Source organism: Aquipseudomonas alcaligenes (assembly GCF_003205495.1).
Taxonomy (GTDB): Bacteria; Pseudomonadota; Gammaproteobacteria; order Pseudomonadales; family Pseudomonadaceae; genus Aquipseudomonas; species Aquipseudomonas alcaligenes_B.
On sequence record NZ_QJRX01000003.1, the window covers coordinates 302,017 to 325,330 of the forward strand.

The window sequence follows — 23,314 nt, forward strand, 5'->3', positions numbered from 1 at the left end:
GGCTCCTCAGGCCAGGCTGACCAGTTCGATGCGCACCGCGCACTTCTTGTAGTCGGTCTGCTTGGAGATCGGGTCGGTGGCGTCCAGGGTGACCTTGTTGATCAGCTTGTTGGCGTCGAAGAAGGGCACGAACACCAGGCCGCGTGGCGGCTTGTTGCGCCCGCGGGTCTCGATGCGCGCACGCATCTCGCCGCGCCGGCTGATCACCTTGACCTCGCTGCCGCGCCGCGCCTTGAGGTCGCGGGCGTCGTCCGGGTGCATGTACACCAGGGCGTCGGGCACCGCGCGGTACAGCTCGTCGACGCGCTGGGTCATGCTGCCGGTGTGCCAGTGCTCGAGGACCCGGCCGGTGCTGAGCCAGAACGGGAAGTCCTTGTCCGGCGCCTCGGCCGGCGGCTCGTAGGGCAGGGCGAAGATGATCGCCTTGTTGTCCGGGTGGCCGTAGAACTGCACGCCGCTGCCTTTCTCCACGTAGGGATCGAGGCCTTCGCGGTAGCGCCAGCGGGTCTCCTGGCCGTCGACCACCGGCCAGCGCAGGCCGCGCTCGGCATGGTAGGTGTCGAAGGGCGCCAGGTCGTGGCCATGGCCGCGGCCGAACTGGGCGTATTCCTCGAACAGGCCCTTCTGCAGGTAGAAGCCGAAGGCCTTGGCTTCGTCGTTGGCATAGCCGGCGGCCAGCTCGCTGGCGGGGAAGCGGTCGACCTGGCCGTTGGCGAACAGCACCTGGTACAGGGTCTTGCCCTTGTACTGCGGGGCCTTGGCCAGCAGCTCGGCCGGCCACACCTCGTCGGTGCTGAAGCGCTTGGAAAACTCCACCAGCTGCCAGAGGTCGGATCTGGCCTCGCCCGGCGCCTGGACCAGCTGGTGCCAGAACTGGGTGCGGCGTTCGGCATTGCCGTAGGCACCTTCCTTCTCCACCCACATGGCGCTGGGCAGGATCAGGTCGGCGGCCTGGGCCGAGACGGTGGGGTAGACGTCGGACACCACCACGAAGCATTCCGGGTTGCGCCAGCCCGGCAGTACCTCCTGCATGATGTTGGGCCCGGCCTGCATGTTGTTGCTGGCCTGGGTCCAGTAGAAGCGCAGCACGCCGTCCTTGAGCTTGCGGCTCTGCTCCACGGCGTGGAAGCCGGGCTTCTCCTGGATGGTGCCGGCGGGCAGCTGCCAGATCTTCTCGGCGGTGGCGCGGTGCTTGGGGTTGGCCACCAGCAGGTCCGCCGGCAGGCGGTGGGAGAAGGTGCCCACCTCGCGCGCGGTGCCGCAGGCCGAGGGCTGGCCGGTGAGCGAGAAGGGGCTGTTGCCCGGCTCGCTGATCTTCCCGGTCAGCAGGTGAATGTTGTAGATCAGGTTGTTGGCCCAAACGCCGCGGGTGTGCTGGTTGAAGCCCATGGTCCAGAACGACATGACCTTGCGCTTGGGGTCGGCGTACAGCTCGGCCAGAGCCTTGAGGCGTTCGGCCGGCACCCCGGATTCCGCGGCGGCGCGCTCCAGGCTGTAGGGTTTGACGAAGGCGGCGAACTGCTCGAAGGAAATGTCCGTCCAGGTGTTGGCACTGGCGGCGTTCTTCGCCTTCTGCTCCAGCGGGTCGGTGGGGCGCAGGCCGTAGCCGATGTCATCGGTACCCTTGGCGAAGCGCGTGTGCCGGGCGACGAAGTCCTGGTTCACCGCACCGCTCTGGATGATGTGGTTGGCGATGTAGTTGAGGATGATCAGGTCGGTCTGCGGCTTGAACACCAGCGGGATGTCGGCCAGGTCGAAGCTGCGGTGCTCGAAGGTGGACAGCACCGCGACCTTGACCTGCGGCTGGCTGAGGCGGCGGTCGGTGACCCGGCTCCACAGGATCGGGTGCATCTCGGCCATGTTCGAGCCCCAGAGCACGAAGGTGTCGGTCGCCTCGATGTCGTCGTAGCAGCCCATCGGCTCGTCCATGCCGAAGGTGCGCATGAAGCCCATCACCGCCGAGGCCATGCAGTGGCGGGCGTTGGGGTCGATGTTGTTGGAGCGCAGGCCGGCCTTCATCAGCTTGTTCGCCGCATAGCCCTCCCACACGGTCCACTGCCCGGAGCCGAACATGCCGACCGCCTCGGGGCCGTTGGCGCGTAGCGCCTCCTTGACCTTCAGCGCCATGATCTCGAAGGCCTGCTCCCAGCTCACCGGCTGGAACTCGCCCTGCTTGTCGTACTGGCCGTTGCGCATGCGCAGCAGCGGCTGGGTCAGGCGGTCGACGCCGTACATGATCTTCGACAGGAAGTAGCCCTTGACGCAGTTCAGGCCGCGGTTGACCTCGGCCTTGATGTCGCCGTGGGTGGCCACCACGCGACCGTTCTTGGTCGCCACCATGACGCTGCAGCCGGTGCCGCAGAAGCGGCAGGGCGCCTTGTTCCAGTCCAGCGCGGTGAGGTCCGCATCAGTGATCAGGTTGCTGGCACTGCTGGCGAGCGGCACCCCCCCGGCCAGGGCGGCGATGGCCGCGGCCTGGGCCTTGGCGAACTCGCGACGGGTGAGGGTCATGGGCAGTCTCCTTCCGGGCTGAGGAGTTCGTGGTAGACCAGCGCGGCGTTGAGCACGCCGGGCAGGCCGCCGATCTGTTCCAGGCGCTGGAGAATCTGCTGTTCGTGCTCGGCCTCGAGCACCACCACCAGCTTGCCCTGGGGGCTTTCCTGGTGCAGTTCCAGGCCGGGCAACAAGCGCAGGTTGGCCTTTACCGCGGTGAGCAACTCGGGGCGCGCGTGCACCAGCAGGCTGGCGATATGCAGGGCGTCATCCATGATCCGCGCCCTCAACCGGGTGGTCCCGGCGGGCCGGTGAAGATCTGCAGGATCCAGATGAGGAAGCCGTAGCCGCCGACTATGGCGACCGAGAGGAGAGGGAACAGGCAGACCACCAGGAACAGGAACAGCCGGGTTTCCTTGGCCTTGGACGCCGGGGTGGTGGAAGGGCTGGGCATGCCGCACATCTCCATGGAGCGGATGCCAGCAGCTTAGACCCTGATTTTCGTATGGGCAAAACGCCTCAGCGGCACAGCACCACCATGCTGCGACTGGAGAAGCCGGCCGGGTTGAGGCCGAAGAGGAAGTCAGCGGGGTCGTCCTCGCCGCTGTCGCTGCCGGCCTTGGCCAGCACCTTGTAGCCCTTGGCGCCACAGGCGAGGGTGGCCTTCTTCTCGCACTGTTCCCAGCTGGACGTCAGCCCCGAGCAGTTGATGTTGAGGCCCTTGCGGCCCTTCTTTTCGTAAGTCTTGGCAGTTGCGGAACAGCCGGCGCAGAGCGCCAGCACAACAGTCAGCAGCACAAGCCTGTTCATATCTATCCCCAGCGGGCTTGTCTGTTTGCGACGATCCAGTGATCGCCAACCCCTTGTAGCAATGGTTCCGGCGGTGACGCAGCTCTTGATGTGGAGTCGCTGCTTGCACCCTGCATGGGCAGTGCAGCCGGATGAATCGAGAAATAGCACAAAGCATGCACTTGGCGCGAGACAAAAAGATTGCAGTTTTCCTACAGCTTTGGGCCGCTCGTTCGTCTTACTAGATGACGTGGTTGCAAGGGATGGAAACGCGTGTTGCAGGGCTCAGGGAGTGGTGAGATGAAGCGCGTTCAGCGCCAGGCGTTGAAGGTCATGCTGCAGGACGCCGGGCTCAAGGGCAGCCTGGTGCGCCTGAAAATAATGGAAGTGCTGCACGACAGCGCGAGCAGCCTGCGCTCGCGGGAGCTGCATGAGCGCCTCCGCCTGGCCGAGGAGCAGATTTCCATCCTCACCGTGCGCCAGGTACTCGGTCGGCTGTGCAGTTGTGGCCTGGTGCAGCGTGATGAGCAGGGAGGCTATTGGCTGCGGACAAGCGTGTCGCCGGAGCGAAGAGCGATTTGAACAGAAGCGGCCCTGGCGAGCATGCGCAGGGCCGGTCTCGTGGCGTCGTTCCTCAGCTTTCGATCAGTGCCTGCTCCGGCTGCTGCTCGGCATCCTGTTGCGGTTGCTCCTGCTCAGGCTTCGGTTGCGCCTGGTCCAGCCACTGGCGGGTGCTCTCCTGGGCCTGGTCGACCTTCTCGTTGAGCTGGTCGACCTGCTTGTCGAGTTCCTTGATGGTCTCGCCCAGGCTCTCGCGAGCCTGTTCCACGGCCGCTTCCTCGACCTTCTTGGCCAGGTTCTCGGCGGCCTGTTCGGCGCTGTCGCAGCCGGCCAGGGCGAACAGGCCCAGGCCGAGCAGCAGGGGTTTGACGATGGTCATGATGGTCTCCTCTGCAATCAGGATTCGAGCTTGTGGGCGGGCTGGTTGCGGGTCTTCCACAGCGACAGCAGCACGCCACCGGCCAGCAGGCCCACGGTCACGCTCAGCGATATCTCGGCCGGAATCTTGCCGACGATGTCGTGCAGGAAGATCTTGCCGCCGATGAACACCAGCACCAGGGCCAGGGCGTACTTCAGGTAGGCGAAGCGGTGGATCATCGCGGCCAGGGCGAAGTACAGGGCGCGCAGGCCGAGGATGGCGAAGATGTTCGAGGTGTAGACGATGAACGGGTCCTGGGTGATGGCGAAGATCGCCGGCACGCTGTCCACGGCGAACACCAGGTCGGCCAGCTCGATCAGGATCAGCGCCAGGAACAGCGGCGTCACCCACAGTTTGAGCTTGCCGCTGGCATTCGGCTGGCGCACGAAGAAGCGCTGTTCGTGCAGGCGGTCGGTCACCGGCAGGTGGTTGCGCAGCCAGTTGACGAAGCGGTTCTTCGACAGGTCCGGCTCGTCGTCGACCTTGGAGAACAGCATCTTCACCCCGGTCAGCAGCAGGAAGGCGCCGAACAGGTAGAGGATCCAGTCGAACTCGCTGATCAGCGCGGCACCCAGGCCGATCATGATGGCGCGCAGCACGATCACGCCGAGGATGCCCCAGAACAGCACGCGGTGCTGATAGCGCCGGGGGATGGCCAGGAAGCTGAAGATCAGGGCGATGACGAAGACGTTGTCCATGGACAACGATTTCTCGATCAGGAAGCCGGTGAGGTAATCCATGCTGGCGTCGCCGCCTTTCTGGAAGAACACCCAGACGGCGAACAGCAGACCCATCGAGATATAGCCGGCGGAAAGCAGCAGGCTTTCCTTGACGCCGATCTCGCGTTCATCGCGGTGCAGAACCCCCAGGTCGAAGGCCAGCAGGGCGATCACTACAGCGAGGAACGAGAGCCACAGCCAGGTGGCGGTGCCGAGGAAGTCGGCGAAGAGGAATGTTTCTAGGGCAGTCATGAGCCCCTCCTTTCAGTCGTAGTTGTACCAACTATGACTCCGACATGGCGGCTGCTAACCGTCAGAGGGGCCCGGCGTCACGCTGCGCAGGATAAGGCAATTGGCCGCCACCTCAAGCCTCGGATTTTTGCAAAGTGTTTAAGCGGCAGGCTTCGACCCGCCACCAGGTGGGCAGCAGCCGGCGTACCTCGCGGCGGTTGAAGCGGTCATCCAGCAGGTAGACCACGCCCTGATCCGAAGTGGTGCGGATCACCCGCCCGGCGGCCTGCACCACCTTCTGCAGGCCGGGGAACAGGTAGGCGTAGTCGTGGCCGTTGCCGAACATCTGCTGCAGGCGCGCCTTGAGTTCCTCGTTGACCGGGTTGACCTGCGGCAGGCCGAGGGTGGCGATGAAGGCGCCGATCAACCTCTTGCCAGGCAGGTCGATGCCCTCGCCGAAGGCGCCGCCGAGCACGGCGAAGCCGATGCCGCGGGAGTGTTCGCCGAAGCGCTCGAGGAAGGCCAGGCGCTCGGCCTCGTTCATGCTGCGCGACTGCGCCCACAGCGGGATGTCCGGGTATTTCCCGCGCAGGTGCTCCAGGGCCTGCTCCAGGTAGGCATAGCTGCTGAAGAAGGCCAGGTAGTTGCCCGGCTGTTCGCGGAACTGTCGCGCCATCAGGTGGGTGATCGGCGCCAGGCTGGCCTCGCGGTGCTGGTAGCGGGTGGACAGGTCGGTCAGGGCGCGGACCCGCAGCTGTTCGGCGTGGAAAGGCGACTGCACCTCCAGCCACTGCACCTCGTGTGGCAGGCCGAGCAGGTCGGCATGGTAGTGGCCGGGACTCAGGGTGGCGGAGAACAGGGTGCAGCTGTGGGCATTGGCGAAGCGCTCGGCGAGGAAGGGCGCCGGCACCAGGTTGCGCAGGCACAGGGTCGACAGGCGCTGCTGGCCACGGCCCGGGTGCAGGCTGATGTCGAACAGCGAGTGCGCACCGAAGGCCTCGGCCAGGCGGCAGAACAGCAGGGCGTCGAGGTAGAAGCGCAGCAGCGCGGCCTGGTTGCCCTCGGGCTGGTCGGTGAGGTGGTCGGTGATGGCGCTGACCGCCTTCTGCAGGGCGAGGATGAGCAGGTCCGGCAGGCTGGGGTGGATCTGGTAGTCGACTTCATGGTCGCGCTGCAGCTGGTTCCAGTGCCGGCTGACCCGCTCCAGCACGCCCTTGAGCCCGGGCGGGGCGACCTTGCGCAGGGCGTTGAACTCGGCTTGGTCCAGCTCGGCGCTGTACATGCCGCGCGCACGGTCGATCAGGTTGTGCGCCTCGTCCACCAGCAGGGTGACCTTCCAGCCATTGAGCACGGTCAGCCCATGCAAGAGGGCGCTGATGTCGAAGTAGTAGTTGTAGTCGCCGACCACCACGTCGCTCCAGCGGCACAGTTCCTGGGCCAGGTAGTAGGGGCAGAGCTGGTGCGCCAGGGCGATCTCGCGCACTGCCTGCTGGTCCAGCCAGCGGCGCTGCAGGGCCTCGCCGCGGGCGGCCGGCAGGCGGTCGTAGAAGCCCCTGGCCAGCGGGCAGGACTCGCCGTGGCAGGCCTTGTCCGGGTGTTCGCAGGCCTTGTCGCGGGCCACCAGCTCCAGCACCCGCAGCGGCATGTCGTCTTCCTGTTCGCGCAGGCGGGCCAGGGCGTCCAGCGCCAGGCGCCGGCCCGGGGTCTTGGCGGTGAGGAAGAACAGGCGGTCCAGGCCCTGCGCCGGGAAGGCCTTGAGCTGCGGGAACAGGGTGGCCAGGGTCTTGCCGATGCCGGTAGTGGCCTGGGCCAGCAGGTGCTCGCCGTCGCGGGCGGCGCGATACACCGCCTCGGCCAGTTGGCGCTGGCCCTGGCGGAAGCTCGGGTAGGGGAAGCGCAGGCACTCCAGGGCCAGGTCGCGGGCGACCCGATGGGCGCTTTCCCGTTCGGCGAAGGCGATGAAACGCGCGCACTGCGCCTCGAAGAAAGCCCGCAGTGTGCTGGCGGCGTAGCGCTCGCGCAGCACCGTTTCCTTCTGCGACACGACGTTGAAGTACACCAGCGCCAGCTCGATCTCCTCCAGCCCGCGCTCGGCGCACAGCAGCCAGCCATAGACCTTGGCCTGGGCCCAGTGCAGCGCGCGGTGGTTGTCCGGGATGCGCGCCACGTCGCCGCGGTGGGTCTTGATCTCCTCCAGCAGGTTCTGCGCCGGGTCGTAGCCGTCGGCGCGGCCGCTGATCAGCAGGCCCGCATGCGCGCCGGCCAGGGCCAGCTCGGCGATATAGCCGGCGCCGCGCCGGCCGACCACGGTGGCATGGCCGGCCATGCCCTCGGCCGCGCTCGGCGCCGGGGTGAAGCGCAGGTCGAGGTCGCCGGCCTTGGCGGTGAACTCGCACAGCGCGCGCACGCCGACGGCGTAGCTCATGCGCCGCTCCAGCGCACGTAGCAGACGTCCACCGGCATGCCGTGGCGGGCGCAGAAGTCCAGCCAGCGCTTCTGGTTGTCCTGCAGGCGGTCGCCGGGGCCCTTGACCTCGATCATCCGGTAGCGCCGCTCGGCCGGCCAGAACTGGATCAGGTCCGGCATGCCGGCGCGGTTGGCGCGGATGTCGCCGAGCAGGCGCTCGAACCAGGCGCGCAGGTGCTCCGCCGGCAGGCAGTGCAGGGCGGTGTCCAGCAAAGCGGGCGTCAGCACTTCCCAGTGTACGAAGGGCGAGACGATGCCCTGCTTGGCCGCGTAGGTGGCGCGGATCGCCGCGGCATGGCTGCCGTCGTCGAGCCGGGCCAGGCAGCGCTCGAACAGCGCGGCGCGGCGCTGGCGGAAATCGGCGTCGAACAGGTCCGCCGGTCCGGCCTGGAAGGGGTGGAAGAAGGCGCCGGGCAGCGGGGCGAAGATCGCCTCCCAGCACAGCAGGCCGAACAGGCCGCAGACCAGGGTGTTCTCCACATAGAAGGCCGGCGCCTGCTCCTCATGCAGGTGCTGCTGCACCGCCCATTCCACGCTCAGTCCATCGGGTTGCGGCAGCTCCAGTTCGAGCAGGCCGGCGGCGACCGCCGGCCTGGGGGGAGTCTTCGGCAGGCCGAGCTGGCGCTGCAGGCGCGGCAGGGCGCGTTCCAGCGCCTGCACCTCGGCGGCGTTGCGCGGGGCCAGCAGGGCCGCACTGGCCAGGTCGTGGGCCTGCCGGAACTGGCCGAGTTTCTCCAGCACGCGGACCTGGCGTTGCCGAGCCTCGCCGTGCGTGCTGCCGGCGTACAGGGTGGCGGCCTGTGCCAGCTCGCCGTCACGCTCCAGCTGCTGGCCGAGGTGGAACAGCAGCCGGGCGTGGCGCCTCTGCAGGTGCGGGTTGTCGCTGGCGAACTCGCCGAGCAGGGCAAGCACTGCGGGGATGGGCTGGCCCGCCTCGAACAGCTCGCGGCAGCTATGCAGGTGCAGGTACTGCTCGATATCGCGGCGCTGCCGGAAACCCCGTGCCTCGGCATCTATGGCGACGCTCTCGTAGCGGTAGATGCCCAGCTCGGCGAGGACGAACTCGGACCAGTCCTGCGCCAGGTTGCCGAAGAACAGCAGGCGCAGGCGGTCGCACAGGGGGCCTGCGGTCAGGCTGTAGAGCCGATCCAGCTGCGGGCACCAGCGGGCGAAGGGTTGCGCCTGTGGGTAGAGCGGCAGCAGGGCCTGCAGCTGCTCGTCCTTCTTCAGCCCGCGGCGCCCGGCGAGTTCGCCGAAGCTGGCGAGCAGCTCGTCCTTGCGCAGCAGGGCGAAGACCTCGGCCAGGGTCAGTTCGGCATCCTCGATCAGCCAGCCCAGCTGCAGCAGCGGCTCGGCTGCGGCGGCGATATCGCCGATTTCCGCGTAGTTCAGCTTGCTGGCGCGGAAGTGCGGCCCCTTGCGCATCACCAGGCGCACCAGCAGGGCCTGGGACGGTTGCGCCAGCGCGGCGAACCCCTGCAGAAAGGTGCGCTCCTCGGCATCCAGCAGGTCGGCATAGCGCTGCTCGATCCAGGCCAGCAGCGTGCGGAAGTTGTCGAGGTAGTAGAGGCTGGAATCGAGTGGAGCGGGCATGGATGACTTTTAACTGGTTTTTTATACAGTTAAAGAGTGCGCCATCCGTGAGGCGGGGGCAAGTCCGGGGCGACGGCCTGCAGAAGCGAAGAGGCCCGCCAGTGGCGGGCCTCGACGGTGGGGTTCAGGCGGCGGCCGAATGACCGATCAGCATGCCGTGCTGGACCCAGAACTGGCGGCCGTTGATACGCAGGGTGAATGGATGCCTGCTGACGACTTCGGCGCCGTTCTGCAGCAGGGTTTCGATGTGGGCGCGCAAGGCGAGAAACTTCCGTTGTTCCTTCATCGGACAAGCTCCTAGGGTGATTTGTGACGCAAGCCTAACAAGGCTTGTGATGCTTTCGACATATGCTCTGACGATGAATGGTGATTTCTGTCACATTTTGATGGTGGCCATTGGCCAATTCAGGCTGGGCCGAAATGCAAAGGCCCCGCGAGTGCGGGGCCTTTGTGGAGAAGTCTGGAGCGGGCGAAGGGAATCGAACCCTCGTCATGAGCTTGGGAAGCTCAGGTAATGCCATTATACGACGCCCGCTCGGGCGGGTGACTTTGTACCAGAATCGCCCGCGCAGGTGAAGCGGCAGGCGTTCAGCCGGCCAGGGCATGGGGTTCTTTCTCCAGCTCCCGCTGCTGTGCCGGCGCTGGCGCCAGCAGGAAGGCCAGCAGGGCGTCGCGGGTCTGCAGCCAGGCGCCCTTGTGTTCCATGTCGAGGAAGTGGCCGGCCTGGGCGATGGTGCGGAACTCGCAGTGGCGTACGTATTGGGTGAACAGGCGGGCGTCCTGCGCGGTGGTGTATTCGTCCCATTCGCCGTTGACGAACAGCAGCGGAATCTCGATCTGCCCGGCGAAGCTGACGCAGGAGCGCCCGCCGTTGTTCAGCACGGTTTCCACGTGGAAGCTCATCTGCTCGTATTCGTAGCGTTCCAGGCCGGTGACATGGCGGTGGTTGTAGCGCTTGAACAGCGAGGGCAGGTGCTTGCCGATGGTGCCGTTGAGCACCATGCCGATGCTCTCGCGGTCGCAGTCGCGCATCACCGCCAGGCCCGCGCGCAGGTAGCCGAGCATGGCGCTGTTGACCACCGGCGAGAAGGAGTTGATGACCGCGCGCTTGATCCGCCGTGGCCGCCGTGCCAGGGCCTGGAGGGTGGCGATGCCGCCCCAGGAGAAGGACAGCACCAGGTCGCAGGCGAAGCGCTCGACCAGTTCCAGCAGGATATCGGCCTCTTCCTCGCGGCTGAGGAAGCGCTCGTGGCGGTTGTGTGCGCGCGACTGCCCGGCGTAGGGCAGGTCGAACAGCACCAGGTTGAAGTGGGGGTGGAGGTAGCGGACCGTCTGCGCGAAGGATGCGGTGGTCGACAGCGAGCCGTTGACCAGGATGATGGTCTGCTCGGCGCCGTCGGCGCGGTAGAACTCCGTGTAAACCCGGTATTGCCCCTGGATATCCAGCACAGCGGTTTCTGGTTTCATCGTGCATGCCCCTGACGTGCAAGAGTGCGGACGCACAGCGCGCAATGCGGCTGGGCGAGCTTCGGCAGGTAGGCATGCGCCTGGGAAACGGGGCCTGTCGGCTCTGACTGCGGGCCGACGCTTGTTGTTGGTGGCGGGGCGTTTTCCGTGCGGGCTTCGAGGGGCAGGCCCGTGTGGCGTTACGGAGGAAGCGCTTTTAGATGTTCTCTATGACTATTCGGTCACTAACGGACCGTTGAGGGGATTCAAGCAGCCCGGTGTTACCGATGCAAGACATGCCGGTGAATTTGTCCCTGCCATTGGTCGGGCGAGCCCTGCTCAGACGGCGTCTATCTCGGCGGTCGTGAGCGGGCGGTAGTGGCCTGGCGCCAGGGTCGGATCGAGCCGCAGCGGGCCCATGCGCTCGCGGTGCAGGCCGATCACCTTGTTCTGGAAGTGGCCGAACATGCGCTTGACCTGGTGGTAGCGGCCCTCGTGCAGGGTCAGCAGGGCGGTGTGCGGGTCGAGGATCTGCAGTTCGGCGGGCAGGGTGGTGAGGTTCTCGTAGGCGAAGTACAGGCCGCGGGCGAACACCTCGGCGTACTCGGCGCTGATCGGTTGTTCGGTGCTGACCCGGTAGACCTTGCCCAGGCGGCTGCGCGGCTCGGTGAGGCGGCGCGACCAGAGGCCGTCGTTGGTGATGATCAGTAGGCCGGTGGTACTCAGGTCCAGGCGCCCGCCGATGTGCAGCTCGTGCTTGTCCGGCTCGTCGAGCAGGTCGAGCACGGTGCGGTGCTCGGGGTGTTCGGTGGCGCTGACCACCCCGGCTGGCTTGTTGAGCATGAAGTAGCGCGCCGGCTTGCCGGCCTGCAGCAGCTCGTCGTCCAACTCGATGCGGCTGAACTCGCGCACCTCGAAGCGGCCGTCGCGCACCGTGGCGCCGTCCACCCGCAGGCGGCCGGCGGCGAGCAGCAGGCGCGTGTCGGCGCGGCTGAAGCGTGGCAGGTTGCTGAGGAAGCGGTCGAGGCGCATCGCTACTCGGGCCCGAGCTCGCCGGCCAGGGCGCGCAGGCAGTTGGGACACAGGCAGGCCCGAGCGCCTGCCGCGGCGGGCAGCTGCTCCAGCGCGCCCGGCGCGATCGGCACATGGAAGCACCAGCAGTCCTGCACCGCCTGCTCCTCGCCCGCCTGGGCGCAGCGATTGGGCTGGCCGCAGCGCGGACAGCGCTCGGCGTTCACTGCTGCAGGCCGCCCGCGTCTTCGCACACGCGGTTGCGCCCGGACTGCTTGGCCCGGTACAGGGCGCGGTCGGCGCGGGCGATCAGGCGGTCCAGGCTGTCCTCGCCCTGTAGCTCGGTGAGGCCGATGCTGGTGGTGATGCGCAGGTTGACGCCGTTGAACTGGAACAGCTGCTCTTCGGTCTGCTGGCGAATCTTCTCCGCCAGCTGGCGCGCCGTGCTGCTGCCGGTGCCCTTGAGCAGCAGGATGAATTCCTCGCCACCCCAGCGACAGATGATGTCCGACTGCCGCAGGTTGCCCTGCAGGCTATGGGCGAAGCCGCGCAGCACCTGGTCGCCGGCCAGGTGGCCGTGGGTGTCGTTGAGCTGCTTGAAGTGGTCCAGGTCGATTAGCAGTGCGCTCAGTGGGCTGAGCTCGCGTTGCGCCTCCTGCAGCGCCTGGCCGGCCAGCAGGTCGAAACCGCGGCGGTTGGGTAGGCCGGTGAGCATGTCGGTGGTGGCCAGGGCTGCGATGCGCTGCTGGTAGCGGCGGGTGGCCAGGTAGACCAGGAACAGCACCAGGGCACTGATCAGTGCACAGATCAGCAGGTTGAGGTAGAGCGTGTGGCGGATGCCGGCGAGAGCGCCTTCCTCGTGCTTGTCGACGAACAGGTACCAGTCCAGTTCGGGGATGTAGCGCACGTTGAGGAAGTGCCCGCGGCCGTGTTCCTGGTAGCTGAAATTGCCGCTCCTGGGCTGCGGCAGCTTGGCGCGCAACGGTTCCAGGCCGGGAATCTGTTCGAGCGACTGGCCACGGCGGGCGCCCATGGGCCCACCCTCGGCGCCGGTGAGCACCAGGTTGCCCTGGCGATCGGTGAAAAAGATGCTGCGGTCGTAGCGACGCTGGTAGTCGTCCACCAGCTTGACCACTGCGTCCACCGTCAGGCCGACGCCGGCCACGCCGATGAAGCGCTCCTGGTAGTCGAACACCTTGAAGTTGATGAAGAAGGTCAGGCGGTCGGCGTTGGCCATGTCCGGGTCGACGCTGATCTCGTAGGGCTCGGCCATGCCGCGCACGCGGAAGTACCAGGCGTCGCGCGGCTCGTCCTCGCGGACCTGCTTGAGCACGCCCTTGGCCTGGTAGTAAGTGCGGGTCTTTTCCGAGATGAAGAAGCTGGTGAAGGTGCCGTAGTGGTCCTGGATCTCGCGCAGGTAGCGGGTCATCGGCTCGGCGTTCTGCTCCCCGGCCAGGGCCCAGTCGCGCAGGAAGGTGTCGCGCGACATCATCGAGGCGATCTGGGTGGGGCGGATCAGGTCCTTCTGGATCTCCGAGTAGATGTTGTCGGAAGTCAGTGGCAGCTCGGTGTTGACGATGTTGTGGCGGATGCTGTCGCGCGAGGCGAAGTAGCTGACCAGGCTGGTGGCGAGGAAGCCGCCCAGCAACAGGATCGACAGAAGCGACAGCAGGGTGATCTGGGCCTTGCGGGACGTGCTGAGCGGCATGGGGCGGGCTCTCGATGAGATGGCGCAATGCTAGCGCGTGGCGGTGGGCGGCGTCACCGCCACCCCGCTGCCTGCCGTGCTTATACCTCCTCCAGCACCACCACCCGCTGCCCGGCGCGCACCGGCGAGCCCGGCTGCACCCGCACCTCGCGCACCACGCCGCCAACCGGTGCGACCAGTGGAATCTCCATCTTCATCGACTCGAGGATCACCAGCACGTCGCCGGCCTTCACTTCGGTTCCAGCCTCTACCTGCACCTGCCAGAGGTTGCCGGCGATATGGCTGTCGATGCCGTGCTGGCCGGCGCCGAGCGGGGCATCCTCGCCCAGCTCGGCCACCGCCTCGTCCACCTCGAAATGCGCCTGACCGGAGTCGATCCAGCGCTGGCGCTCGGCGTCGAATGCCGCTCGCTGCTGGCGGCGGAAGGCGTCGATGCCTGCGGCCTCGTCGACGAGGAACTGCTGGTAGTCGGCCAGGGCCAGCTCGCTGTGCTCGATGCGCAGTGGGTAACGGCCCAGGGGGAAGTCGCGGCGGATCTGCAGCAGTTCCTCCGCGCTCACCGGGTAGAAGCGGATCTGGTCGAAGAAGCGCAGCAGCCAGGGCTTGCCGTCGAAGGCCTCGACCTCACGGTAGCGGTTCCACATCTGCAGGGTGCGGCCGACGAACTGGTAGCCGCCGGGGCCTTCCATACCGTACACGCACATGTAGGCGCCGCCGATGCCCACCGAGTTCTCCGCGGTCCAGGTGCGCGCCGGGTTGTACTTGGTGGTGACCAGGCGGTGGCGCGGGTCCAGCGGCGTGGCCACCGGGGCGCCGAGGTAGACGTCGCCCAGGCCCATCACCAGGTAGCTGGCGTCGAACACGGTCTTGTAGACCTCGTCCAGGTTGGGCAGGTCGTTGATGCGGCGGATAAATTCCAGGTTGCTCGGGCACCAGGGCGCGTCCTTGCGCACCGTGGTCATGTACTTGTCGATGGCCAACTGGCAGGCCGGGTCGTCCCAGGACAGCGGCAGATGGACGATGCGCGAGGGTACGCGCAGGTCGGTGGTGTTGCACACCGCATCCCACTCGCCGCTCACCGCCGCCAGCAGGTTGGCCAAGGGCAGGGTTTCCGGCTGGTAGTGCACCTGCAGCGAGCGGATGCCCGGGGTGAGGTCGATCACGCCGTCGAGGTGCTTGGCTTCCAGTGCCTGCATCAGCGCATGGCCGCGGAAACGCAGGACCAGGTCCAGTTCCGGCTGGCCGATCTCCAGCAGCAGGTGGGTGTCGCCGGAGAGGCGGGCAACCAGGCGTTTGTCGGCTTCGCCGAGGTCGAGAACGATGGGCGAGGTCAGCGCAGAGCAGCCCCCTCTCCCATTCATGGGAGAGGGTTGGGGAGAGGGGCTTTTTGCGTTGCCAATTGCCCTTTCCCCCGGCCCCTCTCCCATAAATGGGAGAGGGGAGAGGTTCGCGTATACCTGTTTCTGCGCCTTGGCCAACTCCCGAGCCGTGGCGACATCCACCGGGATAAACCGAACCTTATCGCCAGCCTTGAGCTGCCCAAGTTGCCACAGGTCGGCCTCGATGATGGTCACCGGGCAGACGAAGCCGCCTAGGCTCGGGCCGTCCGGGCCGAGGATCACCGGCATATCGCCGGTAAAGTCCACCGCGCCGATGGCATAGGGGTTGTCGTGGATGTTCGACGGGTGCAGGCCGGCCTCGCCACCGCTGTCGCGTACCCACTCCGGCTTCGGGCCGATCAGGCGCACGCCGGTGCGGCTGGAGTTGAAGTGCACTTCCCAGTCGGTGGCGAGGAAGGTGTCGATATAACCCTCGGTGAAGTATTCCGGCGCACCGTGCGGGCCGTAGATCACCCGCAGCTCGCGCACGGCGGGCAGGGCGGTGCACAGCGCGGCGGGTAGTTGCGCGCCGTTTTCTGTGTCGCTCAGCGCGGGGATATGCAGCACATCGCCGGCACGCAGGGCGCGGCCGCCGTGGCCGCCGAACTGGCCGAGGGTGAAAGTGCTTTTCGAACCGAGGTACTCGGGCACCTGCAGGCCGCCGCGCAGGGTGAGGTACGAACGTGCGCCGCTGCCGGCGATGGTGCCGAGGCTCAGGGTGCTGCCGGCCTTGATCAACAGGGCGGTGTTCAGCGGTTGCGCCACGCCGTCCAGCGTCACCGGGATATCTGCGCCGGTGATCGCCACCACCGCATCGGTGTTGAAGCGCAGCAGCGGGCCGCTCATGGTGATTTCCAGGCCGGCGGCGCCTTCCTCATTGCCCAGCAGGCGATTGCCCAGGCGCAGGGCGCGGTCGTCCATCGGGCCGGACGGCGGTACGCCGACCGCCCAGTAGCCGAGGCGGCCGGGGAAATCCTGCACGGTGGTCTGGGTGCCGGCGGAGAGCACCTCGAAGGTATGCGCCTGATAGACCAGGCCCTCCAGGCAGCGGGTCCAGGGCGAGCCGCTGGCAAACGGCGCGTCGGCCAGGATCTGCCGCAGGTACTGGCGGTTGGTCTCCACGCCGTACAGCAGGGTATCGGCCAGGGCCTGGTCCAGCGCGGCGCTGGCCTGCTCACGGGTCGGTGCCCAGGTGATGACCTTGGCGATCATCGGGTCGAAGTAGGGTGGAATCTCGCAGCCGGCCTCGACCCAGGTGTCGATGCGCAGGGCCTTGCCATCAGCCGCCGGGAACTCGACGGCGGTAAGCAGGCCGGGGCTCGGCTGGAAGTCGCGGCCCGGGTCTTCGGCGTACAGGCGCGCCTGGATGGCGTGGCCGCAGGGTTTCAGGCCTTTCGCCAGTTCGCTCAGCGGCGGCAGGTCGCCGGCCGCCAGTTCGATCATCCAGCGCACCAGGTCGACGCCCCACACCTGTTCGGTAACACCGTGTTCGACCTGCAGGCGGGTGTTCACTTCGAGGAAGTAGAAGCGTTCGGCCTCGCTGTCGTAGACGAATTCGACGGTGCCGGCGCTGCGGTAATTCACCGCCTTGGCCAGCTTGATCGCCGCCGCGCAGAGTTCCTCGGCCATCCCGGCCGGCAGGTTGGGCGCCGGGGTTTCTTCCAGCACCTTCTGGTTACGGCGCTGCACCGAGCAGTCGCGTACGCCGAGGGCCAGCACTTCGCCGGCGCCGTCGCCGAATACCTGCACTTCCAGATGGCGGGCGCGCTGGATGTATTTCTCGATGAACACGCCGCTGTCGCTGAAGTTGTTCTGCCCCAGACGCTTGACCGCTTCGAAGGCCTCGGAGAGTTCTTCCGCGCTGCGGCACACGCGCATGCCGATGCCGCCACCGCCGGCCGTGCTTTTCAGCATCACCGGGTAGCCGACGGCTTCACCGGCTTTCAGCGCAGCGTCGAGATTCTCCAGCAGCTCGGTGCCTTCCAGCATCGGCACGCCGTGGGCTTTGGCCAGGGCGCGGGCGGTGTGCTTGAGGCCGAAGACGCGCAGCTGCTCCGGCGTCGGGCCGACAAAGGCGATGCCGGCGGCCTCGCAGGCCTCGGCGAAGGCGGCGTTTTCGGAGAGGAAGCCGTAGCCGGGGTGGATGGCTTTGGCGCCGCTGCGCTTGGCGATCTCCAGAATCTTGTCGACCACCAGATAGGTCTGGGTCGCCGGGCCATCGCCCAGGCTGTGGGCCTCGTCGGCCTGCTGCAGGTGCAGGCTGGCGGCGTCGGCCTCGGAGTAGACGGCGACACCTTTGACGTCGAGCTGGCGCAGGGTACGCAGGATGCGGCAGGCAATGGCGCCGCGGTTGGCGATCAGGAGTTTGTCGAACATTGCAGAACCCTCGAAAGGGATGGCGGGCCGTCCCGCCTTATTCGTCTGCACCACGGTCGTCCGTGGCTGGGAGTGCTTTGCTCCCTCTCCCATGCTTATGAACAAAGAGCAGGGAGAGGGCTGGAGAGAGGGTTTAACTCGGCGTTCTGTCGTTCCCCTCTCCCCCGGCCCCTCTCCCGCCAGCGGGAGAGGGGAGAGAGCCTAGGCACTGCCCCGAGCGGCTCTGGCACAGGCGGAACAACCACAGGCGCAAGCCTTTCAGTCCCATACCAGCACCTCGGCCGGGGTCGGGTTGTAGGCGTTGCAGGGGTTGTTCAATTGCGGGCAGTTGGAGATCAGCACGATCACATCCACATGCGCCTTCAGCTCCACGTACTTGCCCGGTGCCGAGATGCCGTCGGCGAAGGTCAGGCCACCTTCCGGAGTGACGGGAACGTTCATGAAGAAGTTGATGTTGGCGCCGATGTCGCGCTTCTCCAGGCGGCCGTCGTGCAGGGCGCCGCGCAGGAAGTTGTCACGGCAGCTGTGCATGTAGCGCTTGTCCAGGGCGTAGCGCACGGTGTTGCTCTCCTGGGCGCAGGCGCCGCCGAGGGTGTCGTGGCGGCCGCAGGTATCGGCCGTGATGGTCAGCAGCGGGTTGCCGAGGTTGGACCAGAGCACGGTGCCGGTGGTCAGGTACACGCGGTTCTGTTTGCGCAGGGTGCGCTGTGGGTCGTAGCGCTCGCGCGGGTTCTTGGCGCTGAAGAACAGGGTGTCGACGGCCTGGTTGCCCTCCAGGTCGAGCAGGCGCAGGGTTTGCCCGGCCTTGACCTCGAACAGGTAGGGCTCGCCGGCCGGGATCACGTGGCGGAACACGGCGGCTTCGGGATGCAGGGTGCTTTCGATCAGGCTCATGGCGCCGCTCCTTACAGGTAAAGCCGTTCGGTGTTGTGGAAGCCGCGGCCGTTTTCCGGGCGCGAGGTGCGGCAGAGCACGCTGATGCCATCGCTCTGCACCTGCTGCCAGCTGAGCTGCACCGGCTTGGGTGCGTACGCAGGATTCGGGTCCATTGGGTGCTGCAGGGCGGTAAGCACCACCAGGGTGTCCATCGGCGCGTACAGCTCGAGGTAATCGCCGGCCTTGGAATTGCCGGCTTCGAAGTGGAAGCAGCCGTCCGCATCGACGGTGACCTTGCTGAACAGGTTGAGGTTCATCAGCAGGTCCGCAAGGCCAAGGTTCCACTTGCCCAGTTCCACCAGCAGGTTGTCCACGCCGTTGCGGAAGAAGCCGTTGCGCAGTTCCTGATAGCGGCCCTGGCCGTATTTCTCGGCGACTTCCTGTGCGTTGAGCACGCCGCCGAAGCTGTCGTGCCAGCCGCAGGTGTCGGCGGTGATTGCAGCGAGGATTCTGCCCATATCCGAGTACAGGCTGTGGCCGGCGGTGAGCCTGGCGGTGTGCTGGCACTTGAGGGTGTCCGGCAGGTTCAGCCGTTCGCTCTTCTCGACAGCATTGAGCAGCAGCAGGCTGACGTTGGCGCCGCCTTCGAGATCGGTGATGCGCAGCAGCTGGCCGCGCTTGAGCACGAAGGAGGTGTGGCCGCCACCGGGGACGGTCTCCTCGTAGAGAGTGGGGCGCAGGGCGAGAGAGGCAGTCATGCTCAGGCTCCTTGAAGTTGCGGTTGCAGGCGCTCGGCCAGTTCGGTGGGCAGGGCCGCACGGCGTTCGCTGTTGAGCGGAATGTCGTAGGTGATGCGCGCGCCGAAGGCGTTGGGCGCGTGCGGGTCGAGGCGCACCTTGTCGAACACCAGCAGGCGGGTGCCGAGGCTGAAGCCCTCGGAGAGGTCATGGGTGACCATAAACACGGTCAGCCCGGTCTCGCGCCACAGCTCCAGCAGCAGGGCGTGCATGTCCTTGCGGATGCCCGGGTCCAGCGCGCCGAAGGGTTCGTCCAGTAGCAGCACGCGCGGCTTGGTGATCAGCGCCTGGGCGATGGCCAGGCGCTGCTGCATGCCGCCGGACAGCGCGCTGGGGTACTTGTCCAGGGCGTGGCCGAGGCCGACCTTGCGCAGCAGCTCGGCGGCGCGCTCGCGGGCCTCGCGCTTGGCGCTGCCGAACAGGCGGCCGAGCAGGGGCGAGCGCGGCAGCTCCAGGCCGATGGCGACGTTATCCAGCACCGACAGGTGGGGGAACACCGAGTAGCGCTGGAACACCACGCCGCGGCTGGCGTTCGGCTCGGCCACCAGCGGCTGACCGGCCAGGAGGATCTCGCCGCGGCTCGGCCGCTCCTGGCCCAGCAGCAGGCGCAGGAAAGTCGATTTGCCGCAGCCGGAGGCGCCGACCAGGGTGCAGAACTCGCCCTCGCGCACGATCAGGCTGAGTCTCTCCAGGACGACCTGGTCGCCATATTCCTGCCAGACATTCTTGACCTGGATGAAGCTCATGCCTTGGCTCCTTCGTACCAGGGGAAGCACAGCTGGGTCAGGCGGCGCAGGCCCAGGTCCATCAGCCAGGCGAGCAGGGTGATCCACACCACGTAGGGCAGGATCACGTCCATGGCCAGGTAGCGACGCACCAGGAAGATGCGGTAGCCGAGGCCGTCGGTGCTGGCGATGGCCTCGGCGGCGATGAGGAACAGCCAGGCCGAACCGAGCATCAGGCGCAGGGAGATCAGCAGGCGCGGCAGCAGCTGTGGCAGCACCACGCGCAGGATCAGGGTCCAGGTGCTGGCGCCGAGGGTCTGTGCCTTGATCAGCAGCTCGCGCGGGATCTCGCGGGCGCGCTGCTCGATGTCGCGGGCGATGCAGGGGGTGATGCCGATGACGATCAGCATCACCTTGGACAGCTCGCCCAGGCCGAACACGATGAACAGGATCGGCAGGATCGCCAGCGGTGGGATCATCGACAGCACGGTGAGCAGCGGCGACAGCGGTGCGCCGAACAGCGGGATGCTGCCGGCGGCGATCCCCAGCGCCAGGCCGGCCAGGGCGGCGATGCCGATGCCCAGGCCGAGACGGCCGAGGCTGGCGGCGCTGTCCTGCCAGAACAGGTACTGGCCGGTGCGCTTGTCCTCGTTGAAGGCCAGGCGCTCGACCGCATCGACCATCTGCGCGGCGCTGGGCAGCAGCTTGTCGTTGGGGTTGTCCGCCAGGCGTGCCGTGGAGCCTGCGAAGTAGGCGAACAGCAGCAGGGCGAAGGGCAGCAGGATCAGCAGCAGGCGACCGCCGCGGTCCGGGTATCGGTTGATCAGGCGCATGCTGGGGTCTCGGTTGGCGTCATGCCCTCTCCCCCGGCCCCTTTCCCGCAGGCGGGAGAGGGGAGGGAAGCCATTGCGGCCGGCGGGGCGGCGTCAGAGCTTGCCTTGCGCGGCCATTTCCATGTAGGTCGGATCGAAGCGCAGCTTGATGTTGCCGGCGTCGCCGGTGACCACGTCCTTGGCGAAGGCCATGCCGATGGCGTCGGCGCTCTGCGCGCCCTCGCCGAGCAGACCATGGCTGAAGGAGAACTCGGCCACCTTGGTCATGGTCGCCGGCAGTTTCGGGCTGTTGACGAAGGCCACGGCATCCTTGGCGCTGTAGAACATCTTGGTCGCGGCCAGCTGCGCTTCGTAGCCGGCCAGGTCGGTGCCGGAAGCCTTGGCCATGTGTTCACGGGCGGCCTTGCCGGCATCCGAGTCGGCGCTCATGGTGGCCATGATCTCGTACCAGGCGCCGGTCAGGGCCTTGCCCAGCTCGGGGTTGTCCTTCAGCGTGGCGCTGTTGACCACCATCAGGTCGATGATCTCGCCGGGAATCTGGCTGGAGTCGAACACCTTGGTCACGCCCGGGGTGGCTTCGATCTCGGCCAGCAGCGGGTTCCAGGTGGCCACCGCCTTGACGTCGTCGGTGGCGAAGGCGGCGACCAGGTCGGCGTCGGAGGTGTTGACCACCTTCAGGTCCTTCTCGCTCAGGCCGGCGCGCTCCAGGCCGCGGGCCAGCAGGTAGTGGGAGACGGATAGCTCGACCAGGTTGACGTCCATGCCCTTGAGGTCGCCGAGGGTCTTCTTCTCGCCCTTGAGCACGATGCCGTCGTTGCCGTTGGAGAAGTCGCCGACGATCAGCGCGGTGCTGTCCACGCCGCCGGCGGCGGGGATGGTCAGGGCGTCCATGTTGGTCATGGTGCAGCCGTCGAAGGCGCCGGCGGTGTACTGGTTGATCGATTCGACGTAGTCGTTGAGCTGGGTGACCTTGATCTCGATCCCGTACTTCTGCGCCCACTTGTCGACGATGCCCTGGGCGGCGCCGTATTCCCACGGCATCCAGCCGGCGTAGATGGTCCAGCAGACGTCGAACTGCTCTTTCTTTTCGGCGTGGGCGGGGAAGGCGAGGGCGGCGGCGAGGCCGGCGGAAAGCAGGGCGAACAGCGGGGACTTGCGCATGGGTAGACCTCCAGTTCCAGGGATACGGGCAGGAGCGGCGCGGCACTGGCCTGTGCGCGTTCTCCCGGGCTTTTGTCCCGCCGTGTAACCCCTGTCGAGGTCGCCCACTCTCGGACCAGTCGCTCGCCGGGCTTGGCGAGCCGGAACCCTAGTCGGCCATTGCAAGTTGTAGTGCCGCGCCCCTTGCGGGGTGCTTCTGCATGTCTCGAACAAAGCGAACATCGTGCCAGTTGCCTGCAGCCCCTATCCTGCTGGGCGCGACGCGGGGTGCCTGGCGCCGCGCCGCGCCCTGCTGCACGAAAGCGGTGCGCGATGTTCGCTGTTGGTGCTTACAGCTGGTTGTCGGCGGCCAGCTGCATGTAGGCCGGCTCGAAGCGCAGCAGGACCTGCGTCGGGTTGCCCAGCACCCGGCCGTCACCGAAGGCGATGCCCAGGCGCTGCAGGCCCTGGCCCTCGCCGAGCAGCTGCTGGGCGTCGGCGAAGTTGGCCACCCGCTGCATCAGGTCCGGCATCTTCTCGCCACGGGCGAAGGCGGCTGCCGAGCGCGGTGCGTAGAAGGAGCGGATGGTGCGCAGCTGCTCGTCGAAGTCGGCCGGCGTGGTGTCCGCGGCAGCGGCCATGCGGGCGCGTGCGGCGGCGCCGGCGGCATTCGGCAGGCCCATCAGGCGCATGCCTTCGAACCAGGCGCCGGTGAGGGCGCGACCCAGCTGCGGATGCTGGGTCAGGGTCTGGCTGTTGATCACCAGCAGGTCGAGGATCTCGCCGGGGATGTGGTGCGAGCTGAACACCTGCACGCTGTCACCGTCCTGGCGCAGGTCGGCGAGGATCGGGTTCCAGGTCACCACCGCATCGCCCCTGCCACTGCGCCAGACCTGGGCCAGGTCCTTGTCCGAGACGTTCTCGATGGTCACGTCGGAAGGCTGCAGGTGGGCCCATTCCAGGGCACGGCTGAGCAGGTAGTGGGATACCGAGTTCTCCACCAGCAGGATGGTCTTGCCCTTGAGATCCTTCAGGTCCTTGCTGCCGCCGCGCACCAGGATGCCATCGGCACCGGCGGAGAAATCGCCGACGATCAGCGCGGTGCTGTCCACCCCAGCAGCTGCGGGAATAGTCAGCGCGTCCATATTGGTCATGGCGCAGGCGTCGTACTGGCCAGCGGTGTACTGCTCGATGGAGGTGACGTAGTCCGGCACCTGCTCGACCTGGATCTCGATGCCGTACTTCTTCGCCCACTTGTCGACGATGCCCTGCTCGGCCATGTAGCCCCACAGCATCCAGCCGGCATAGATCGACCAGCAGACCTTGAACGGGCGGGTTTCGGCAGCGTGGGCGGGCTGCAGGAGCAGCAGGGCGAGCAGGCAGGAACAGAACAGGCGGGCAGGCATGATGACCTCGGGACAATGGATGGGAGACAGGATGCGGCCGAGCAGGCACGCATTTCTCCCGGGCTTTTGTCCCGCCGTGTAACCCCAGTCGGGGTCGCCCACTCTCGGACCAGTCGCTCGTCGTGGTGGACGAGCCGGAACCCTAGTCGGCCATTGCGATGATGTGTTGGCACCAGGCCGGCACATCCTGTGCTGCCATTGCTTAGCGAATGGCGTGCCAGGCGCAGGGAGGCCGGATTGCGCCATTTGCGGGGGCGAAAGACCGCTCTGGCATGCGGATGGGTGTTTTTTTGGTGCGCACCCGCCCAGTAAGAGGGCAGAAAGCCGGGCTGCAATATCATCTTGAC

21 protein-coding genes, 1 tRNA gene and 2 riboswitches are annotated in these 23,314 nt (G+C 66.9%); of the genes, 1 reads left to right on the forward strand and 21 read right to left on the reverse strand.

The window, feature by feature from the left end; all coding sequences use genetic code 11:
* Positions 1 to 6: 6 nt before the first annotated feature.
* From napA to DMO17_RS06830, 4 genes are all read right to left on the reverse strand, one after another.
* Positions 7 to 2,511, reverse strand: coding sequence for a nitrate reductase catalytic subunit NapA (gene napA, locus DMO17_RS06815; RefSeq protein WP_110681741.1), 2,505 nt, complete (start codon positions 2,509 to 2,511; stop codon positions 7 to 9).
* Positions 2,508 to 2,768: a chaperone NapD gene (locus tag DMO17_RS06820; protein ID WP_110681742.1), complete on the reverse strand. Its 261-nt coding sequence runs from the start codon at positions 2,766 to 2,768 to the stop codon at positions 2,508 to 2,510. Before DMO17_RS06820 ends, napA begins: the two co-directional genes overlap by 4 nt.
* An 11-nt stretch (positions 2,769 to 2,779) precedes the next feature.
* On the reverse strand, positions 2,780 to 2,947 hold the full coding sequence (gene napE / locus DMO17_RS06825) for a periplasmic nitrate reductase, NapE protein (protein WP_110681743.1): 168 nt from the start codon (positions 2,945 to 2,947) through the stop codon (positions 2,780 to 2,782).
* A 65-nt stretch (positions 2,948 to 3,012) separates the two neighbouring features.
* Positions 3,013 to 3,303 (reverse strand): hypothetical protein, encoded by a 291-nt coding sequence (locus tag DMO17_RS06830; RefSeq protein WP_110681744.1) that lies wholly within the window; start codon positions 3,301 to 3,303, stop codon positions 3,013 to 3,015.
* Between the two features lie 279 nt (positions 3,304 to 3,582).
* Between DMO17_RS06830 and DMO17_RS06835 the strand changes: the two genes are divergently transcribed.
* Complete coding sequence (locus tag DMO17_RS06835) at positions 3,583 to 3,864, forward strand: transcriptional repressor (protein ID WP_110681745.1); 282 nt, start codon at positions 3,583 to 3,585, stop codon at positions 3,862 to 3,864.
* Positions 3,865 to 3,916: 52 nt separating this feature from the next.
* On the opposite strand, the gene DMO17_RS06840 is transcribed toward DMO17_RS06835, so the two are convergent.
* The 17 genes from DMO17_RS06840 to DMO17_RS06915 form a co-directional block, all read right to left on the reverse strand.
* Positions 3,917 to 4,222, reverse strand: coding sequence for a hypothetical protein (locus DMO17_RS06840; protein ID WP_110681746.1), 306 nt, complete (start codon positions 4,220 to 4,222; stop codon positions 3,917 to 3,919).
* 17 nt (positions 4,223 to 4,239) lie between these two features.
* Entirely contained in the window at positions 4,240 to 5,232 is a 993-nt protein-coding gene (locus tag DMO17_RS06845) for a TerC family protein (protein ID WP_110681747.1), read from the reverse strand.
* Positions 5,233 to 5,344: 112 nt separating this feature from the next.
* The gene (locus tag DMO17_RS06850; protein ID WP_110681748.1) at positions 5,345 to 7,636 is read right to left on the reverse strand and encodes an ATP-dependent DNA helicase; all 2,292 of its coding nucleotides are present in this window, start codon (positions 7,634 to 7,636) and stop codon (positions 5,345 to 5,347) included.
* Positions 7,633 to 9,270, reverse strand: a complete 1,638-nt coding sequence (locus DMO17_RS06855) for a VRR-NUC domain-containing protein (RefSeq protein WP_110681749.1) — start codon at positions 9,268 to 9,270, stop codon at positions 7,633 to 7,635. The genes DMO17_RS06850 and DMO17_RS06855 overlap by 4 nt, the downstream gene beginning before the upstream one ends.
* A gap of 124 nt (positions 9,271 to 9,394) precedes the next feature.
* On the reverse strand, positions 9,395 to 9,556 hold the full coding sequence (locus DMO17_RS19700) for a hypothetical protein (RefSeq protein ID WP_181418744.1): 162 nt from the start codon (positions 9,554 to 9,556) through the stop codon (positions 9,395 to 9,397).
* A 175-nt stretch (positions 9,557 to 9,731) separates the two neighbouring features.
* Positions 9,732 to 9,805: transfer RNA gene (locus DMO17_RS06860), tRNA-Gly, on the reverse strand.
* A gap of 53 nt (positions 9,806 to 9,858) precedes the next feature.
* Entirely contained in the window at positions 9,859 to 10,737 is an 879-nt protein-coding gene (locus DMO17_RS06865; RefSeq protein ID WP_110681750.1) for an alpha/beta fold hydrolase, read from the reverse strand.
* Between the two features lie 318 nt (positions 10,738 to 11,055).
* Entirely contained in the window at positions 11,056 to 11,748 is a 693-nt protein-coding gene (locus DMO17_RS06870; protein ID WP_110681751.1) for a pseudouridine synthase, read from the reverse strand.
* Positions 11,749 to 11,750: 2 nt separating this feature from the next.
* The gene (locus tag DMO17_RS06875) at positions 11,751 to 11,954 is read right to left on the reverse strand and encodes a cysteine-rich CWC family protein (RefSeq protein WP_110681752.1); all 204 of its coding nucleotides are present in this window, start codon (positions 11,952 to 11,954) and stop codon (positions 11,751 to 11,753) included.
* Positions 11,951 to 13,435, reverse strand: a complete 1,485-nt coding sequence (locus tag DMO17_RS06880; RefSeq protein ID WP_110681753.1) for a sensor domain-containing diguanylate cyclase — start codon at positions 13,433 to 13,435, stop codon at positions 11,951 to 11,953. Before DMO17_RS06880 ends, DMO17_RS06875 begins: the two co-directional genes overlap by 4 nt.
* An 80-nt stretch (positions 13,436 to 13,515) precedes the next feature.
* Positions 13,516 to 17,190 (reverse strand): urea carboxylase, encoded by a 3,675-nt coding sequence (gene uca, locus DMO17_RS06885; protein ID WP_110681754.1) that lies wholly within the window; start codon positions 17,188 to 17,190, stop codon positions 13,516 to 13,518.
* Between the two features lie 258 nt (positions 17,191 to 17,448).
* The gene (locus DMO17_RS06890; RefSeq protein WP_110681755.1) at positions 17,449 to 18,084 is read right to left on the reverse strand and encodes an urea amidolyase associated protein UAAP2; all 636 of its coding nucleotides are present in this window, start codon (positions 18,082 to 18,084) and stop codon (positions 17,449 to 17,451) included.
* A gap of 11 nt (positions 18,085 to 18,095) precedes the next feature.
* Positions 18,096 to 18,824, reverse strand: coding sequence for an urea amidolyase associated protein UAAP1 (locus DMO17_RS06895; RefSeq protein WP_110681756.1), 729 nt, complete (start codon positions 18,822 to 18,824; stop codon positions 18,096 to 18,098).
* A 2-nt stretch (positions 18,825 to 18,826) separates the two neighbouring features.
* Positions 18,827 to 19,609 (reverse strand): ABC transporter ATP-binding protein, encoded by a 783-nt coding sequence (locus tag DMO17_RS06900; RefSeq protein ID WP_110681757.1) that lies wholly within the window; start codon positions 19,607 to 19,609, stop codon positions 18,827 to 18,829.
* The gene (locus DMO17_RS06905) at positions 19,606 to 20,421 is read right to left on the reverse strand and encodes an ABC transporter permease (RefSeq protein WP_110681758.1); all 816 of its coding nucleotides are present in this window, start codon (positions 20,419 to 20,421) and stop codon (positions 19,606 to 19,608) included. The genes DMO17_RS06900 and DMO17_RS06905 overlap by 4 nt, the downstream gene beginning before the upstream one ends.
* 93 nt (positions 20,422 to 20,514) lie before the next feature.
* Positions 20,515 to 21,582 (reverse strand): putative urea ABC transporter substrate-binding protein, encoded by a 1,068-nt coding sequence (locus DMO17_RS06910; protein ID WP_110681759.1) that lies wholly within the window; start codon positions 21,580 to 21,582, stop codon positions 20,515 to 20,517.
* A gap of 59 nt (positions 21,583 to 21,641) precedes the next feature.
* Positions 21,642 to 21,745, reverse strand: a riboswitch (guanidine-I (ykkC/yxkD leader).
* Positions 21,746 to 21,911: 166 nt separating this feature from the next.
* Complete coding sequence (locus tag DMO17_RS06915) at positions 21,912 to 22,967, reverse strand: putative urea ABC transporter substrate-binding protein (protein WP_110681760.1); 1,056 nt, start codon at positions 22,965 to 22,967, stop codon at positions 21,912 to 21,914.
* Positions 22,968 to 23,020: 53 nt separating this feature from the next.
* Positions 23,021 to 23,124, reverse strand: a riboswitch (guanidine-I (ykkC/yxkD leader).
* Positions 23,125 to 23,314: the final 190 nt, after the last annotated feature.

Bases quoted from the DNA above. Each gene is read 5' to 3' on its own strand.
- napA (WP_110681741.1), bottom strand. From the start codon at position 2,511: ATGACCCTCACCCGTCGCGAGTTCGCCAAGGCCCAGGCCGCGGCCATC.
- DMO17_RS06820 (WP_110681742.1), bottom strand. From the start codon at position 2,768: ATGGATGACGCCCTGCATATCGCCAGCCTGCTGGTGCACGCGCGCCCC.
- napE (WP_110681743.1), bottom strand. From the start codon at position 2,947: ATGCCCAGCCCTTCCACCACCCCGGCGTCCAAGGCCAAGGAAACCCGG.
- DMO17_RS06830 (WP_110681744.1), bottom strand. From the start codon at position 3,303: ATGAACAGGCTTGTGCTGCTGACTGTTGTGCTGGCGCTCTGCGCCGGC.
- DMO17_RS06835 (WP_110681745.1), top strand. From the start codon at position 3,583: ATGAAGCGCGTTCAGCGCCAGGCGTTGAAGGTCATGCTGCAGGACGCC.
- DMO17_RS06840 (WP_110681746.1), bottom strand. From the start codon at position 4,222: ATGACCATCGTCAAACCCCTGCTGCTCGGCCTGGGCCTGTTCGCCCTG.
- DMO17_RS06845 (WP_110681747.1), bottom strand. From the start codon at position 5,232: ATGACTGCCCTAGAAACATTCCTCTTCGCCGACTTCCTCGGCACCGCC.
- DMO17_RS06850 (WP_110681748.1), bottom strand. From the start codon at position 7,636: ATGAGCTACGCCGTCGGCGTGCGCGCGCTGTGCGAGTTCACCGCCAAG.
- DMO17_RS06855 (WP_110681749.1), bottom strand. From the start codon at position 9,270: ATGCCCGCTCCACTCGATTCCAGCCTCTACTACCTCGACAACTTCCGC.
- DMO17_RS19700 (WP_181418744.1), bottom strand. From the start codon at position 9,556: ATGAAGGAACAACGGAAGTTTCTCGCCTTGCGCGCCCACATCGAAACC.
- DMO17_RS06865 (WP_110681750.1), bottom strand. From the start codon at position 10,737: ATGAAACCAGAAACCGCTGTGCTGGATATCCAGGGGCAATACCGGGTT.
- DMO17_RS06870 (WP_110681751.1), bottom strand. From the start codon at position 11,748: ATGCGCCTCGACCGCTTCCTCAGCAACCTGCCACGCTTCAGCCGCGCC.
- DMO17_RS06880 (WP_110681753.1), bottom strand. From the start codon at position 13,435: ATGCCGCTCAGCACGTCCCGCAAGGCCCAGATCACCCTGCTGTCGCTT.
- uca (WP_110681754.1), bottom strand. From the start codon at position 17,190: ATGTTCGACAAACTCCTGATCGCCAACCGCGGCGCCATTGCCTGCCGC.
- DMO17_RS06890 (WP_110681755.1), bottom strand. From the start codon at position 18,084: ATGAGCCTGATCGAAAGCACCCTGCATCCCGAAGCCGCCGTGTTCCGC.
- DMO17_RS06895 (WP_110681756.1), bottom strand. From the start codon at position 18,824: ATGACTGCCTCTCTCGCCCTGCGCCCCACTCTCTACGAGGAGACCGTC.
- DMO17_RS06900 (WP_110681757.1), bottom strand. From the start codon at position 19,609: ATGAGCTTCATCCAGGTCAAGAATGTCTGGCAGGAATATGGCGACCAG.
- DMO17_RS06905 (WP_110681758.1), bottom strand. From the start codon at position 20,421: ATGCGCCTGATCAACCGATACCCGGACCGCGGCGGTCGCCTGCTGCTG.
- DMO17_RS06910 (WP_110681759.1), bottom strand. From the start codon at position 21,582: ATGCGCAAGTCCCCGCTGTTCGCCCTGCTTTCCGCCGGCCTCGCCGCC.
- DMO17_RS06915 (WP_110681760.1), bottom strand. From the start codon at position 22,967: ATGCCTGCCCGCCTGTTCTGTTCCTGCCTGCTCGCCCTGCTGCTCCTG.